This window comes from Arthrobacter sp. NPDC093125, assembly GCF_044754225.1.
In the GTDB taxonomy this organism is placed as follows: domain Bacteria; phylum Actinomycetota; class Actinomycetes; order Actinomycetales; family Micrococcaceae; genus Arthrobacter.
On sequence record NZ_JBIVOQ010000001.1, the window covers coordinates 702952 to 718060 of the forward strand.

The following is a 15109-nucleotide window of genomic DNA, read 5'->3' on the forward strand; positions in this document are numbered from 1 at the left end:
TGGCATGAGGCTCCATAGGATGCGTCACACCCCTCTGGAACGATGAGATCTGCGGCACCTTGCCGGTAGCCGAAAGACCCCCATCCTTAGGAGTTAGTCACAATGTCGTGTGCGCATGCTGCGGGCATCCGTCCCGCAACCTTCGGCGTCCTGCGGTTGCCCCGGAATATCGTCGTCGGCGCCCAGCAGCGGTTCGCGGTCGCTGATATCGCGGCGGAAATAGGCGGCAACGTGCTGGTCTGCACGGATCCGCGTCTGGCCGCCTCCGAAGAGTTGCAGGCGCTGGTTCGGAGCCTCGAGAGCCGGAAGCTCACCGTCCGCGTCTTCGGCGATACCGAGGCTGAACTGCCCACCCCGGGCATCATCGCCTGCGTCGAAGAACTCAAGGGCCAGGACATCGACGTCATCATCGGCTTCGGCGGAGGAAGCTGCATGGACATGGCCAAGGTGGTCTCCGTGCTGCTGACCCACGGCGGCCAGCCCAGCGATTACTACGGCGAATTCGCCGTGCCCGGCCCCGTCAAGCCTGTTATTGCCCTGCCGACAACGGCAGGCACCGGCTCGGAGGCCACAGCTATCGCCGTAGTGTCCGACCCCGGTCTGGGCATGAAAATGGGCATCTCCAGCCCGCACATCATTCCGTTCGCGTCTGTATGCGACCCGGAGCTGACCTACACGTGCCCGCCGTCACTGACTGCGGCCACCGGTGCCGACACATTCGTGCACCTGATCGAATCGTTCACCGCCATCACCAGGGAGCCGACTTCCACGCTGGCCAACGAACGCGTTTTCGTCGGCAAGAACGTTCTGACAGATTCCCTCGCGCTGGACGGGATCCGTCTGGTGGGACGCAGCCTGGCAACCGCCTACAAGGATCCTGCCAATGCTGAGGCCCGCGGAGACATGATGCTGGCCGCCCTCTATGGCGGCATCGTCCTCAGCAACGCCGGAACCGCGGCCGCGCACGCCATCCAGTATCCGGTGGGCGCGCTGACCCACACGCCGCACGGCGTCGGCGTCGGCGTCCTCCTCCCGTACGTGGTCCGCCACAACTTCGGCGCCATCCTGCCGCAGCTGAAGCAGATCGCCGAAGCGCTGGGACGCGACACCAAGGGCATGGACGTGCGCGGCGCGGCCCTGTCCGGCGTCGAGGCCATCGATGAAGTAATCTCCGCCATCGAACTCCCCGCCACGCTGGAGGAACTGGGCGCGAAAGAAAGCGACCTTGACCGTATCGCCCACCTGTCCCTTAACTCCAAGCGGCTCATCGACAACAACCCGGTGCCGCTCGACCTCGAAGCCGTCAGCACGATCGTTCAGGCCGCTTTCACAGGCGACCGCACCCTCCGCTGACGCAAACTCACCGACAATAAATCCACTGATCAGAAGCAAAGGATCACCCATGACTCTCCTTTCCGCCCAGGAACCGCTTGATCTCGAGGGGCTCGCCGTCCCCCGCCAGCTGCTCATCGCGGGGGACTGGCGGGACGCCGCAGGCGGCGGAAGTGTCGACGTCGTCAACCCCTCCGACGCGACCGTCATCACTGCAATCGCCGACGCCGACGTCGAGGACGGCCTCGCCGCCGTTGACGCTGCCGCGACCGCCTTCCCCGAATGGGCGGCCACGCCGCCCCGCCGCCGCGCGGAAATCCTCAGCCGCTGCTTTGACCTGATGACCGAACGCCGGGAAGAGCTCGCCCGCCTTATCTCCCTCGAAAACGGCAAGGCGCTTCCCGACGCCCGCGGCGAGGTGTCGTACGCTGCGGAGTTCTTCCGCTGGTACGCCGAGGAGGCAGTACGGATCATCGGCGACGTATCCATCTCGCCGTCCGGTGCCAACCGCATCCTTGTCCAGCACCAGCCCATCGGCGTCTGCGTCCTGATCACGCCGTGGAACTTCCCCGCCGCCATGGCCACACGCAAGCTCGCTCCGGCACTTGCCGCCGGCTGCACCGCCGTGCTCAAGCCAGCCACCCTCACTCCCCTGACGTCACTGGCAATCGCGCAGCTGATGGTCGACGCCGGCGTCCCGGCCGGCGTCGTCAACGTGGTCACCACGAGCAGGACCAGCGACGTCATGACACCGATCCTCGCCGACCCGAGGGTCCGCAAGCTGTCCTTCACCGGTTCCACCGGCGTCGGGCGGCACCTGTTGCGCCAGGCCGCCGACAACGTGCTCAAGTGCTCCATGGAACTCGGCGGCAACGCACCGTTCCTGGTCTTCGAGGACGCCGACCTGGACAAGGCAATCGACGGCGTCATGATCGCCAAAATGCGCAACGGGGGCCAAGCCTGCACGGCAGCCAACCGGATCTACGTCCAACGCGGGATCCAGGCCGAGTTCGCCAGCCGGCTGGCCGGCCGCATGGCCGCCCTCACCGTAGGCCCGGGCACCGACCCTTCCACCGAGGTCGGCCCGCTCGTGGACGAAGCAAGCGTCCTAAAGGTTGACGCCCTGGTCCGCGATGCCCTCGAGCAAGGTGCGCGCCTGCTCACCGGCGGGCAACTGCCGGACGGAGACGGCTACTACTACCCGCCCACAGTGGTGACCAACGTGCCGCTGCACGCGCGCATGGTTAGCGAGGAAATCTTCGGACCCGTAGCGTCAGTCATCGGCTTTGACACCGAAGACGAAGCCATCACAGCTGCAAACGACTCCGAGTATGGCCTCGCAGCGTATGTGTTCACCGAGGACCTCCGCCGCGGGCTGCGGGTGTCCGAACGCATCGAAAGCGGAATGGTTGCCCTGAACCGCGGCTTGGTCTCCGACCCGGCCGCCCCGTTCGGAGGCGTCAAGCAAAGCGGGCTGGGACGCGAAGGCGCCCACCAGGGCCTGCTGGACTTCACCGAAACCAAATACATCGCCGTGGACTGGTGAACCAGGTCCACAAAGTTCTTGGCCGTCCATCACAACCTGTTTGACCACCGAAAGAAAGACCAATGACGCTCCCTGCAACCAACGCGCCCAACTCCAAACGAGTGCCCTGGCGCGTGTCCCTCGCCAGCTTCGCCGGAACCACCATCGAGTGGTATGACTACTACATCTTCGGCCTCTTGGCAGCCACCGGTGTCTTCAGCCGGCTCTACTTTCCAGAACAGGACCCCGCCACGGGGCTCCTGCTAGCATTCCTCACCTACGCGGTCGGCTTCGTCGCCCGTCCCTTCGGAGGCATGTTCGCGGGACACTACGGGGACAAGATTGGCCGCAAGCCGATGCTGGTGCTTTCCTTGCTCCTGATGGGCTTCGCCACCCTGGCGATGGGTCTGCTCCCGACCTACTCGCAGATCGGTGTCTGGGCTCCCATCCTGCTGACCGTGCTGCGGCTCATGCAGGGCTTCGGCGCCGGCGCCGAGTGGGCAGGCGCAGCCATCATTTCCACCGAACATGCACCGGAAGGACGCCGAGGATTCTTCGGAAGCTTCACCCAGATGGGCGTCCCGGCCGGCATGCTGCTGGCCAACTCCTCTGTTCTGGCCGTCAAGGCCAGCGTTCCGGCCGACGTCTTTGACGCGTGGGCCTGGCGCATTCCGTTCCTGCTGAGCGTGCTGCTGATCGTGGTCGGCCTCGTGGTCCGGGCAAAGCTTGAGGACTCCGAGGACTTCAAAGACCTCGTGGCCAAGAAGCAGACCGCTCACAACCCGCTCGGCGAAGCCCTGAAGAAGGAAACCAAGGGCGTCTGGCTGGTCGTCGGCATGCGTCTGGCCGAAAACTCCGCGTTTTACCTGTACACGACCTTCTCCGTGGTCTACATCATGCGCACCTTCGGTCCCGACCGTGCGAACCAGGGCTCCATGTCCGTACTGATCGCCTCCGCCATGGGCGTCATCGCGGTGCCGCTGTGGGCCGCATTGTCAGACCGGATCGGCCGGAAGCCGCTGTACCTGTTCGGCTCTATCGGCGGGCTGCTGTTCTTCCCGCTCTACTTCGTCATGACGGACACTGGCAGCGCCCTGCTGGCGACCCTGGCGATCGTCATCGGCCTCGCGGTCTTCCACAACTCGATGTACGGTCCCCAGGCGGCCTTTTTCAGCGAGCTGTTTTCCACGAAGCTCCGCTACAGCGGCGCCTCCATGGGTTACCAGTTCGGATCCGTTTTGGCAGGCGGTATCGCACCGCTGGTCGCGGTGGCCCTGCTCAACGCGGGCAACGGTGAACCCGGCTGGGTGATCCTGTACTTCAGCGTTATCGGTGTCATCACTGTCGCCTCCGCGATCATGGCACCCGAAACGGTGAAACGGGTCCGTGGCCGCCTTGACGCGGCAGAGAGGGAGGACTCGCTGAACTCCGAGAACACAACTGAAAAGGCCGGCGTTAGCTAAAGACATTTTGGCCCGCCAATTCGAAAAGGCCGGTGTCATCCGCAGTGCATTCCACGGATGACACCGGCATTCTCTTCCTGGACTGAACGGTCTCAAGGCCCTTCGCGGTCCCCTCCGCCAGTTGCCGCCAGCCAAGCAATTCAGCGGTGGCTGAAATTTGAAAGTGTCTTCCTCACCGGATGATGAGCAACACGCCCCTGGTGTTCCCACGGAGAACTAGGTCGGAGCGCCGAGCTTAGCCATCGTGGGGCGGGACTATGGCATGCTCCACTAAGTACTAAAACCGACTGGAACCAAACCGCCCCGCTGGACGACTGTCAGGCCGGCGTCGGGAGGGCGGACCGGCCAAAGGCGGGTACTACGCTCCCCCGTCAGGCGTCGAGGAATACGTATACATACCTTGTCGAAAACCCTTGTGGCACCTCATGAATACGTATACGCTCGTAGTAGTAACACAGGCCGACAGGCTTGACCGGGGCGTTCCAGTGGTCGCCCATCAATGACGATGGAAGGTAATCCTGATGACGGTTACAAAGGAATTCAGTTCGGCCGTTAAATCCACGATGCTGAAGGAGCCCGCCCGCAGCAGTGTGGCCCGCGGCAGCACCCCGGAGGTCCGTGCCACTGTGGAGGCTGTGATCGCGGAGATCCGTGAACGTGGCGACGAGGCCGTCCGGGAATACTCGCAGAAGTTCGACAAGCACGCGCCGGAGTCGTTCCTGCTCAGCCAGGAGCAGCTGGACGAGATCATGGCCCGCGTCCCTGGACAGGTCATCGAGGACATCACGTTCGTCCAGGAGCAGGTCCGCACCATGGCCCGGAAGCAGCTCGAATCCCTCTCCGACTTCGAAATTGAAACGCTGCCCGGAGTGTTCCTGGGACAGAAGAACGTTCCGGTCCAGGCTGCCGGCGCTTACATCCCCGGCGGAAAGTACCCGCTGCTGGCCAGCGCCCACATGACCATCGTGACCGCCAAGGTTGCCGGCGTGGAGCGCGTGGCGGCCTGCACGCCGCTGATCCAGGGTGAAGTCCCGGACGCCACCGTCGCTGCCATGCACCTGGCCGGCGCAGACGAAATCTACCTCCTCGGCGGCATCCAGGCAGTCGCGGCCCTGGCCATCGGCACCGAGACCATCAAGCCGGTCAACATGCTGGCCGGCCCCGGCAACGCCTTCGTTGCGGAGGCAAAGCGCCAGCTCTTCGGCGAGGTCGGCATCGACCTCTTCGCCGGGCCCACTGAAGTCCTCATTGTGGCCGACGAGCACGCTGACCCGTTCATCGTCGCCGTGGACCTCCTCTCCCAGGCGGAGCACGGCCCTGATTCCCCCGCCGTCCTGATCACCACCAGCGAGGAACTGGGCCGCAAGGTCATCGAGCACATCGACACGATCCTCGTGGACATGCCGACCCGCGACTACGCCGGACCGGCCTGGAGCGACTGGGGCGCGGTCCACGTCGTTGAGAACCTCGACGACGCCTATGCACTGGCCGATGAGTACGCCTACGAGCACGTGCAGATCCTCACCCAGAACCCGCGTGAGGCACTCGGGAAGATGCACGACTACGGCGCCCTCTTCCTTGGCGAAGGAACCTGCGTCTCCTACGGCGACAAGGTCATCGGCACCAACCACGTCCTGCCCACCCGCGGCGCGGCCCGCTACACGGGCGGCCTCTGGGTCGGCAAGTACCTGCGCACCGTCACCTACCAGGAAGTGACCAACACCGAATCCAGCGCCTTCTTCGGCGAGCTCTGCGGCCGCGCGTCCAGGGTGGAACGGTTCGAAGGCCACGCACGCTCCGGCGACGTCCGGGCCGCCAAGTACCGCGGCACCTCCCTGCCCTGGTCCGACCACACTTTCGAGAGCTGACCATGGCCGTTCAGACTTCTCCCCGCCCCACGATCGGAGCCCCCTCCATGTCAACCGCCAAAACCATGACACCCGAGCAGGTCCGCCGCCGGACGCTGTTCTCGGGCACCATCGGCGCCATTGTCGAGTGGTATGAGTACACCGTGTACGCCACCGCCGCCGCGCTGGTGTTCGGACCGCTGTTCTTCCCGGCGATGGATGCGAGTATCTCCCAGATCGCGGCGCTGGCCACGTTCGGCGTCGGCTTCATCGCCCGCCCCCTGGGCGCCTTCGTTGCCGGCCACCTCGGGGACCGGATCGGACGGAAATCGACCCTGATCCTGACGTTCGCCATCATGACCGCCTCCACCGCGATGATCGGTCTGCTCCCCACCTACCAGGCGGTCGGGGTGCTCGCCCCGATCCTGCTCTGCGTGCTGCGCCTTGCCCAGGGCTTCGCCGTGGGCGGGGAATGGGGCGGCGCGGCCATCATCGCCGTTGAAAACGCGCCCAAGGGTAAACGGGGCTTCTACGGTTCCTGGCCCCAGATCGGTGTTTCCTGCGGTCTGCTCCTGGGCACCGCAGCCGTCGCGCTGGCAGGGGCCCTGACAGGCGATGCCTTCACAACCTGGGGCTGGCGCGTACCGTTCCTGCTGAGCATCGTGCTGGCCGCGGTCGGCCTCTACATCCGCCTCAACGCGACGGAGAGCCCGGAATTCCTGGCCGAAAAAGAAAAAATGGCCAAAGAGGCCCAGCACCGCAAGGCCCCGATCACCGAACTGCTCGCCCACCACCGCAAGCCCTTGCTGATCGCCATCTTCGCCCGCTTCGCCGAAGCCGGAAACTACTACCTGTTCACCGTCTTCGTCCTCTCCTACGTCACCACCACGCTGAAAGTGCCACAGCAATACGGCCTCACCGCAGTCATGATCGGTTCTGCCCTGAACATCATCATGATTCCGGTCTTCGGCCGCCTCTCGGACCGCATTGGCCGCAAGCGCACCTTCCTGCTGGGCGGAACCGCGATCATGCTGACCGCTTGGCCGATTTTCGCCCTCATCGGCACCGGCCAACAGCTCGCCATCATCCTCGGCGTCGCCCTGTTCCTGGCGCTGGGCCACGCACTGGTCTACGCCCCGCTCCCGGCACTCTACTGCGAACTGTTCCCCACCGCCGTACGGTACTCCGGGATCTCCATCGGCTACCAGATGGCATCCATCCTGCTCGCCGGATTCATGCCGGCACTGGCAGGTGCCCTCGTCCTGTGGAGCGGTGGCACCTGGCCCGTCGTACTGATCATCATCGCCTCCACGGCCATCGCCATGGTATCGGTCTCCTTCGCCAAGGAAACCAAAGACGTTGACCTGGCAAACATCGGAGAGACAAAGACGTTCACCAAAGCCAAGGCCTAAACACCACCCCTGCCACCAGCGGAAACAGCGGAGCCCGCACCACGGGCTCCGCTGTCCCTGCTCCACCCACTTGGCCCGGGGAGAGCAGCCCGGCAGCCCGTGAAGGGCTTTGCACAGCGTGGCTTCTCTTCAATCCACCCCACGGTTTCCCGACGGGTCACCCAATCAGTAGAACCGAGGGGGTCAGCCGACGCGAGGCCGAGGTTTGGCTAGTCTAAAAACAAACGAAGTCCAACATTCCCGTGCGGGATCGCGCCGGAACACCGACGTAAAGGAGGGCGCTTTCGATGGTCACCAGCCGCGACGTGGCTGAACTCGCCGGGGTCTCGCAGGCCACTGTCTCGCGGGTCATGTCCTCTTCCGCCAAGCTGGCTCCTGCCACCAGGGCGCGGGTGCAGGCGGCCATGGAAACCCTCGGTTACGTCCCGCATGCCGGTGCCCAGGCGATGAAGACCAGGCGGACCAACACCATCGGCGTCGTAGTGGCAGACCTGACCAACCCGTTCTACCCGGAGGTCCTCGACGAGCTGAGCCGGGAGCTGGACGCTGCCGGGTTCCGGGTGGTCATCTGGAACGCCGGCGGCGGCAGCCACCACGATGCCTTGAAGGCCATCCGGGAACACGCCGTCGACGGCGTCATCTTCACCACCGCCACGGAAGATTCGCTGGAACTCCAGGCCGCCATCGAAAAGAACAGCCCGATCGTGCTGATCAACCGTGTGGTTGAGGGCCTGGAATGCGACCAGGTGACCAGCAGCAACACAGAGGGCGGCGCCGCCGTCGCCGACTACCTGCTGGAGCACGGCAAAAGCCGGGTGGCCTTCATCGGCGGCGCGGAAAACGCCAGCACCTCCCGTGAGCGCGCACAGGGCTTCCTCGGCAGGATGGCAGAAAAGGGCCATGCCGTTCCCGAACACTTCCGCTTCCACGGCGGGTTTTCTCACGACATCAGCGCCCAGGTCATGGGCAGGCTGCTCTCCCGCGCCGACCGCCCGCAGGCCGTCTTCTGCGCCAACGACCTCATGGCCTTCGGCGCCCTGGACGCCCTCCGTGCCCACAGCATCGAGCCTGAGGACTGCTGGGTGATCGGTTATGACGACGTCGACATGGCAGCCTGGGACTCCTTCAGCCTCACCACCGTCCGGCAGCCCAGCCGCGAAATGGCACGGACTGGGGCCAAGATGCTGCTCGAGCGCATCCACGCCCCCGGCAGCCCGGCACGGCGGGTCGACTTTCCGTGCGACCTCATCGTCCGCGGCAGCACGGCCGGTCCGACCTGATCCGGAGTCGCAAGAGGTCGCCCAGCACCCGAGATATGGGAGGTCGCTGGCTGGTGCGGGTGCTTTTAGAGCCGGAAGAGTGGCTCGATCTGTACGCGCAGGCGCTCGAGGAGTTTCTCCCAGAGGTCCTCTGGCCGGAATCCCCGGGCCGGGGTGCGCAGGACCTCGTGGATGTAGGTTCCATTGCAGTTCTGCGCAACTGTCCGGGAGTCGACGTCGGCGGTCAGGTGTCCGGCTTCCCTTGCGCTGTCCAGGATGGATGCTGTCAGAGCGATGATCCTGTCGCCCTGGGCGATGCTTTGCGCTCCGAGCTGGCTTCCGGCCTTGAACCCGTAGTGCAGGTAGCTGGTGACGTTCTCCGGATCGAGTGCGTAGAACTTGGCCCGCGCCCGGAAGATACCGTAGATCCGCTCGACGTAATCCCGGGCGGTGGAGGTGCCGGCAGCCACTTCCTTGTCGGCGTCCTCAATGGCCTGCAGCGTCATGTCCATGCGTTCGCCGATAACCAGAAGGAGCAGCTCGTGCTTGTTACTGACGTAGCGGAAGAGCGTTGCTTCCCCAACCCCGGCGAGTTCGGCCACTTCCTTGGTCGTCGTTTGCTCGTAGCCCCGCTCGTTGAAGAGCTGCTCGGCTGCGGCGCGGATGTTCCGGTAGCGCTCGATTCGCGCCTTCTCCCGCAGCCCGACGGGGGCGCCAGAGGTCGTGGCCTCCGAAGTCATCGTTTTCATTCCTTTACTAACGCCCCTGTCAGCGGTTGGGTACCGGGTGGCCATTCGCAGCCCGCCGGGCTCCTGTTTCAATTGAACATCACGATCTGGCGAATGGCGTTCCCATCGGCAAGTTCGTCCATCGCTTCGTTAATCCCGTCCAGGGTGATCACGGAGGAGGCCAGCTTTTCGACCGGCAGCCGTCCTTCGCGCCACATCTGTGCGTAGGCCGGGATGTCGCGGGCGGGCACTGCGGAGCCGAGGTAGGAACCGATGATGGTCCGCGCTTCTGCTGTAATCGCCAAGGGTTCGATTGATGACACGGCTCCAGGAGCGGGCAGTCCGACTGTCACTGTGGTGCCCCCGGGCGCAGTTGACCGTACTGCGGTTTCGAAGGCCTTCGGGTGGCCCGCTGCCTCGATGACGAGGTGGGCACGGATGCCCAGTTCCTCCGCCAGGCCGGGAGAGTACGTCTCGGTGGCTCCCAGTTCGCGCGCCGCGGTCAGCTTGCCCGGGTTCGCGTCGATCCCAATGATCCGGGCGGGTTCAGGCCAGGCTGAGGAAACAGCGGCAGCCGTCAGCAGCGCCGCCATGCCGACTCCTCCGAGACCGACAATCATGATGTCCTGTCCCTCTTTGGGCTTGCCGGCGTTGATGACGGCACCGCCGCCAGTCAGCACAGCACAGCCAAGAAGCGCGGCGACCGCTGGCGGTATGTCGCTGCCGACCGGAACGACCGAGCGCCGGTTCAGCACGGCGTGAGTCGCGAACCCGGAAACGCCGAGGTGGTGAAGGACAGGCTGGCCGTTGCGGGTAAGGCGGGTGGCACCCCCCGGCAGTTTTCCCGCCCCGTTGGATTCTGTTCCCACGCTGCAGGGAAGCTTGCCGCCGGTACGGCAGCTGGTGCACTCCTCGCAGCGCGGCAGGAATACCGTGACCACCCGCTGGCCCGGCTCGAGGTCCTTGACCTCGGTGCCGGCGGCGACGACCGTTCCGGCAGCCTCGTGGCCCAGCAGCATGGGCAGCGGGCGGGGGCGGTCACCGTTGACGACAGAGAGGTCGGAGTGGCAGAGGCTCGCAGCCTCCATCTTGATCAGGACTTCCTGCGGTCCTGGGTCGGCGAGGTCCAGCTCCGCAACAGCCAACGGCCGGGACTGGGCATAGGGACGGGGGGAGCCGATGGTCTCGAGGACCGCGCCGGAGATTCTCATGGGACCCTTTCCAGGGGATTGTGCTTCGTATCACTCGTGTGCTTTTATGAGAGTCTAATCCGCACGGAGTGCACTTTCAATATCGGGCTACTGCCCGCACCTCCAGCCGAGCGGATTCCTCCTCGTTCTCAACACCGGCCAGTCAAACCCGAAGGGATTGGAATTTGAAGATTCATCCAGATGCAAACGAGGGTCTCGCCCACGTGGGGGCCCTGTCGGTTCCCTTCCATGACACGCTTGCACCGGAGGACGCGCGGGACACGATTGTCCTGGTTCACGGAACAGGCGGAAGCGCGAAGACCCACTTCCGGACGCTGTTTCCGATGCTCGCCGCCCGGTACCGGGTCCTCGCCGTTGACCTCCAGACCCCCGACGGGGAACTGACCCTCGGGTCATTGACTGAGCAGGTCGCCGGCGTCATTGACCAGCAGGCTCCGGTGCGGCCGGTCCATGTGGTCGGTTACTCGCTGGGCGCACTGGTCGCGGCTGACCTGGCCGCTTCGCACCCGGAAAGCGTGGCCAGCCTGACTCTGGTGGCCGGGTGGGTCAGGGCCGACACCCAGCAAAGGCTTCGCAACCGGATCTGGAAGCGGCTCTTCGACTCCGATCAGGACCTCCTGCGCGAATTTGCCACCTGGACGGCCTATGGCCACCCCTTCCTGGCCGGCCGCACCGAGGCAGACATCCAGGCCCTGGTTGACGCCCGAACCTTCCCGGAAGGGATCGCCGAGCAGATGCGCCTCAACGCCGTCGCCGACCTGAGCGGCAGACTCGCAGCCATCACCGCCCCCTCCCTGGTCATCGCCGGCGCGCATGACCAGATGGTGCCGGCCCGGCAGACCCGGCTCCTCTTCGGAGGGCTTCCCAACGCCCGGTACGCCGTTATCGACAGCGGACATGCAATCCCGTATGAGCGCCCGGCCCAGCTCTTCCAGCTCATCAACGAGTTCGTGACGGATCCTGCCGCTACCCCTGCCGGTGAGGTTCAGGAACCAATCTTTGTCTAGCAAGTCGGAACCAGCACACACAAGACACATTGGAGGAATAGTGAACAGTACCCCGCGGCATCCCGCAGTCGAAGCACCGGTGGATGTCATCATCGTCGGTACCGGTTTCGGTGGCCTTGGCATGGGCGCGAAGCTGGCCCGCGAAGGAAAACGCTCATTCATCATTCTTGAACGGGCGGAGGACGTGGGAGGCACCTGGCGTGATAATCACTATCCCGGCGCCGCCTGCGACGTGCCCTCCCACCTGTACTCGTTTTCCTTCCGCCCCAACCCGGAGTGGTCCCGAATGTTCGCCCCCCAGCAGGAGATTCTGGACTACCTGCGCAGCGTGGCCCGGGACGAGAATCTCCTTGAGCGGATCGTGTTCGGCGCCGAAGTAACCGCTGCCCGGTGGGACGAGGCAGCCGCGCTGTGGAACGTCACCACCCCCAAGGGCGACTTCACCGCCAGAACCCTGGTAACCGCCGTCGGGCACCTGTCCGAGCCGAAGCTGCCCGACATTGAGGGCCTCAGCGGCTTCTCCGGCCACCTGTTCCACTCGGCACAGTGGAAAGACGAGATTGATCTGACGGGCAAGCGAGTCGGGATCATCGGTTCCGGAGCCACCGCCATTCAGGTGCTGCCCGAAGTGGCGAAGGTCGCCGGCGAAGTCGTCGTCTTCCAGCGCTCCGCCCCCTACGTGACTCCTCGCCCCGACCGGGCCTACACGGAGGAGGAAAAGGGTCTCTTCCGCAAGATGCCCGAGGCGATGCAGGAACTGCGCGAAGAGATGTTCTGGTCCAACGAGGAGCGCTACGCCCAACGCCGCGGCACCCCGACGCTGGTCTCCGCCGCAGCCCAGGTTGCCCTTGACCATCTGCACCGGCAGATTGAGGACCCGGAACTGCGCCGGAAGCTGACCCCCGACTACACATTCGGCTGCAAGCGGGTCCTGAAGTCGAGCGATTACTATCCCACGTTCGCCCAGGACCACGTCCATCTCGAAACCGGCGGCATCCTGCGCGTGGAAGGCAACCGCGTCCTCGACAGGGACGGCGGCAGCCATGAACTGGACGTCCTCATCGCCTGCACCGGTTTCGAAGCCACAGACCTGCCCATCGCCTACCGCATCTTCGGCCGCCACGGCCAGCCGCTTAGTGAACGCTGGGCGAACGGCATGCAGGCGTACGCCACCACGGCCGTGCACGGTTTCCCGAACCTGTGGATCATCAACGGTCCCAATACCGGGCTTGGCCATAACTCCGCTGTCTACATCGCCGAGGCCCAGATCGACTACATCATGGCCGCGGTGGACTTCCGCGATGAGGCCGGGGTGCCTGCGCTGGAGGTGAGCGGGGAGGCAGAGGATGCGTTCATGGACACCGTGGACCAGCTCGCCCAAGGCACGGTATGGCTCGAAGGCGGCTGCAGCAGCTGGTACGTGGACCACCGCAACGGACGGCTGACCACCCTGTGGCCGGAACCGGCCTATACCTTCCGCCAGGTCAATGCACCCTTCGACCCCGAACCGTATCTGACCGGATCCCCGGTTGAAGCCGGCAAACCGGTCCTCGCCGGGGTGCTTTAACGGCCACCGTTGGAAGGCTGCCTGAGGCCAAGCTGCCTGAGGACAGGCAGCCCCCCCGTTCAACGCAGAATGGAGAAAGCATGAGCACGAACGAACAGCAATACCGAACAGCCGTCGTTACCGGTGCAGCCGGTGGGATCGGCCGCAGAATCGTGGAGTCATTCCTGGCCAGCGGAGACCGGGTCATCGCCGTGGATGCATCGGGCTCCGCCCTGGCCGACCTCCGCACGGACCTGGATCCGCAGGGTGGCTCCCTGAAAACTATGCTTTGTGACGTCACCGAGCCCCGGGACTGGAAGCGGATCGCCGAGGCGGTGGAGGCCACCCCGGAAACATCGGCGGTTCTGGTCAACAACGCCGGTATCTCCCCGAAGCGGGACGGGCAGAAAATCCCTGGTGACGAAATCCCCCTGGACGAGTGGGCGGCCGTACTCTCAGTGAACCTCACAGGTCCGTTCCTCGGTATTCAGGCGCTGGCACCGCACATGAAAAGGACCGGCTCCAGCAGGATCGTCAACATGTCCTCGCTGGCAGGACGAGACGGCGGCAGGCTCGGCGGTGTCCACTATGCTGCGACCAAAACAGGGCTGCTGGGCCTGACGCGCTCATTCGCCCGGGAATTGGCACCGTTCGGCATCACCGTCAACGCCGTGGCCCCGGGACGTATCGACGCCGGCATGGCTTCAGGCGTCTCTGAAGAGGTCAACCGGAACTATCTCAGCCGCATCCCAGTGGGCCGGCTTGGCCTCGCCGATGACGTCGCCCAGGCCGTCCAATACCTGGCCGCCGTCGAAAACGGCTTCGTCACGGGCGTCACCGTGGACGTCAACGGCGGGTCGTACATGGGATGAAAGTCCGATCCTCGACCCTCGCCATAGTGGGCCTGAGAGGAGCTGGTCGGAGAGGGGCGGAGCGATCGCCAGCGCGTGACAGGCTCCGCGGCAAGGTCGTCCTGATCACAGGCGGCGCCGGAGGTATCGCCGCCGCCACGGCACAGCGGCTGGCAGCAGCAGGAGCCTACGTGTCGCTCGTTGACCGTGACCAGCCCGCCCTCGATCAGTTCGTCTCCCGGCTGGGCGGCTCCCATCTGGCCACGGCAGCGGACGTGACAGACCACTTGTCCCTGCAGTTCGCAGCGCAGCGGACAGTGGAACGCTTCGGCCGGCTGGATATTGTCTTTGCCTGCGCCGGCGTCGGCAGCGCTTCGACCGTTTCTGCTTCCCGCACCGATGACTTGCTGCGGATCGTGGACATCAATCTTGGCGGGGTCATCAGGACTGTCAAGGCCACCCTGGACGAGGTCACCAGAAACCGGGGCTACTACCTGCTGATGAGTTCGGCCGCCGCGCTAAAGAATGTACCGCGCGCCAACGCCTATGCCGCATCAAAGGCCGGTGTGGAGGCTTTCGGTGGGGCGCTGCGGCTGGAGCTGGCCCATAAGGGCGTGGACGTTGGCGTCGCACACCCGGCATGGGTCAGTACTGGAATGATCTCCGGCGCCGCTACCCGGGCAGGAGAAAGCCGTTCCCTGCCATGGCCCTTCAGCGTGGTGTCCAGCACCGACACGTGTGCCGAACTGCTGGTGGCGGCAATGGCTGCACGGCGCCGCAAGGTCTTCGTGCCGCGCAGCCTGGCCCTGATGGACCCACTGCGGTGGCTGTCGACCGGGCCCGTATGGGACGCCTTCATGAAACCCCGGGCGGCGCTGAGCGTTCCCCGCCTCGAAGCCGCACCGCCAAACGAATAAACCATATGCCG

At 65.0% G+C, this 15109-nt stretch carries 12 protein-coding genes; 10 read left to right on the forward strand and 2 right to left on the reverse strand.

Going from position 1 to position 15109, the window contains the following annotated elements:
• Nucleotides 1-102 precede the first annotated feature (102 nt).
• The 6 genes from ACIP9X_RS03280 to ACIP9X_RS03305 all read left to right on the forward strand — a co-directional run bounded on the left by ACIP9X_RS03280 (nt 103) and on the right by ACIP9X_RS03305 (nt 8859).
• Complete coding sequence (locus ACIP9X_RS03280) at nt 103-1353, forward strand: iron-containing alcohol dehydrogenase (RefSeq protein ID WP_400478279.1); 1251 nt, start codon at nt 103-105, stop codon at nt 1351-1353.
• A 49-nt stretch (nt 1354-1402) separates the two neighbouring features.
• Nucleotides 1403-2878: an NAD-dependent succinate-semialdehyde dehydrogenase gene (locus tag ACIP9X_RS03285; protein ID WP_400478280.1), complete on the forward strand. Its 1476-nt coding sequence runs from the start codon at nt 1403-1405 to the stop codon at nt 2876-2878.
• 62 nt (nt 2879-2940) lie between these two features.
• Nucleotides 2941-4320 carry an MFS transporter gene (locus tag ACIP9X_RS03290; RefSeq protein WP_400478281.1) on the forward strand — a complete coding sequence of 460 codons (1380 nt, stop codon included), beginning with the start codon at nt 2941-2943 and terminating at the stop codon, nt 4318-4320.
• Between the two features lie 521 nt (nt 4321-4841).
• The gene (gene hisD / locus ACIP9X_RS03295) at nt 4842-6188 is read left to right on the forward strand and encodes a histidinol dehydrogenase (protein ID WP_400478282.1); all 1347 of its coding nucleotides are present in this window, start codon (nt 4842-4844) and stop codon (nt 6186-6188) included.
• Nucleotides 6189-6235: 47 nt separating this feature from the next.
• Nucleotides 6236-7579, forward strand: coding sequence for an MFS transporter (locus tag ACIP9X_RS03300; RefSeq protein WP_400478283.1), 1344 nt, complete (start codon nt 6236-6238; stop codon nt 7577-7579).
• Between the two features lie 287 nt (nt 7580-7866).
• Nucleotides 7867-8859, forward strand: coding sequence for a LacI family DNA-binding transcriptional regulator (locus ACIP9X_RS03305; RefSeq protein ID WP_400478284.1), 993 nt, complete (start codon nt 7867-7869; stop codon nt 8857-8859).
• A gap of 65 nt (nt 8860-8924) precedes the next feature.
• Here the strand turns inward: ACIP9X_RS03305 and ACIP9X_RS03310 are convergent, their stop codons facing one another.
• On the reverse strand, nt 8925-9578 hold the full coding sequence (locus ACIP9X_RS03310) for a TetR/AcrR family transcriptional regulator (RefSeq protein ID WP_400478285.1): 654 nt from the start codon (nt 9576-9578) through the stop codon (nt 8925-8927).
• 77 nt (nt 9579-9655) lie between these two features.
• Nucleotides 9656-10777, reverse strand: coding sequence for an alcohol dehydrogenase catalytic domain-containing protein (locus ACIP9X_RS03315; protein WP_400478286.1), 1122 nt, complete (start codon nt 10775-10777; stop codon nt 9656-9658).
• Between the two features lie 164 nt (nt 10778-10941).
• Between ACIP9X_RS03315 and ACIP9X_RS03320 the strand changes: the two genes are divergently transcribed.
• The 4 genes from ACIP9X_RS03320 to ACIP9X_RS03335 all read left to right on the forward strand — a co-directional run bounded on the left by ACIP9X_RS03320 (nt 10942) and on the right by ACIP9X_RS03335 (nt 15098).
• Nucleotides 10942-11784: an alpha/beta fold hydrolase gene (locus ACIP9X_RS03320; protein ID WP_400478287.1), complete on the forward strand. Its 843-nt coding sequence runs from the start codon at nt 10942-10944 to the stop codon at nt 11782-11784.
• A gap of 40 nt (nt 11785-11824) precedes the next feature.
• Nucleotides 11825-13351 (forward strand): flavin-containing monooxygenase, encoded by a 1527-nt coding sequence (locus ACIP9X_RS03325; protein WP_400478288.1) that lies wholly within the window; start codon nt 11825-11827, stop codon nt 13349-13351.
• Nucleotides 13352-13431: 80 nt separating this feature from the next.
• Entirely contained in the window at nt 13432-14202 is a 771-nt protein-coding gene (locus tag ACIP9X_RS03330; protein WP_400478289.1) for an SDR family NAD(P)-dependent oxidoreductase, read from the forward strand.
• The gene (locus tag ACIP9X_RS03335; protein WP_400478290.1) at nt 14199-15098 is read left to right on the forward strand and encodes an SDR family NAD(P)-dependent oxidoreductase; all 900 of its coding nucleotides are present in this window, start codon (nt 14199-14201) and stop codon (nt 15096-15098) included. The genes ACIP9X_RS03330 and ACIP9X_RS03335 overlap by 4 nt, the downstream gene beginning before the upstream one ends.
• The last annotated feature ends 11 nt before the right edge of the window (nt 15099-15109 follow it).

Coding starts and splice junctions, on each gene's coding strand:
- ACIP9X_RS03280 (WP_400478279.1), top strand. CDS start 103: ATGTCGTGTGCGCATGCTGCGGGCATCCGTCCCGCAACCTTCGGCGTC.
- ACIP9X_RS03285 (WP_400478280.1), top strand. CDS start 1,403: ATGACTCTCCTTTCCGCCCAGGAACCGCTTGATCTCGAGGGGCTCGCC.
- ACIP9X_RS03290 (WP_400478281.1), top strand. CDS start 2,941: ATGACGCTCCCTGCAACCAACGCGCCCAACTCCAAACGAGTGCCCTGG.
- hisD (WP_400478282.1), top strand. CDS start 4,842: ATGACGGTTACAAAGGAATTCAGTTCGGCCGTTAAATCCACGATGCTG.
- ACIP9X_RS03300 (WP_400478283.1), top strand. CDS start 6,236: ATGTCAACCGCCAAAACCATGACACCCGAGCAGGTCCGCCGCCGGACG.
- ACIP9X_RS03305 (WP_400478284.1), top strand. CDS start 7,867: ATGGTCACCAGCCGCGACGTGGCTGAACTCGCCGGGGTCTCGCAGGCC.
- ACIP9X_RS03310 (WP_400478285.1), bottom strand. CDS start 9,578: ATGACTTCGGAGGCCACGACCTCTGGCGCCCCCGTCGGGCTGCGGGAG.
- ACIP9X_RS03315 (WP_400478286.1), bottom strand. CDS start 10,777: ATGAGAATCTCCGGCGCGGTCCTCGAGACCATCGGCTCCCCCCGTCCC.
- ACIP9X_RS03330 (WP_400478289.1), top strand. CDS start 13,432: ATGAGCACGAACGAACAGCAATACCGAACAGCCGTCGTTACCGGTGCA.
- ACIP9X_RS03335 (WP_400478290.1), top strand. CDS start 14,199: ATGAAAGTCCGATCCTCGACCCTCGCCATAGTGGGCCTGAGAGGAGCT.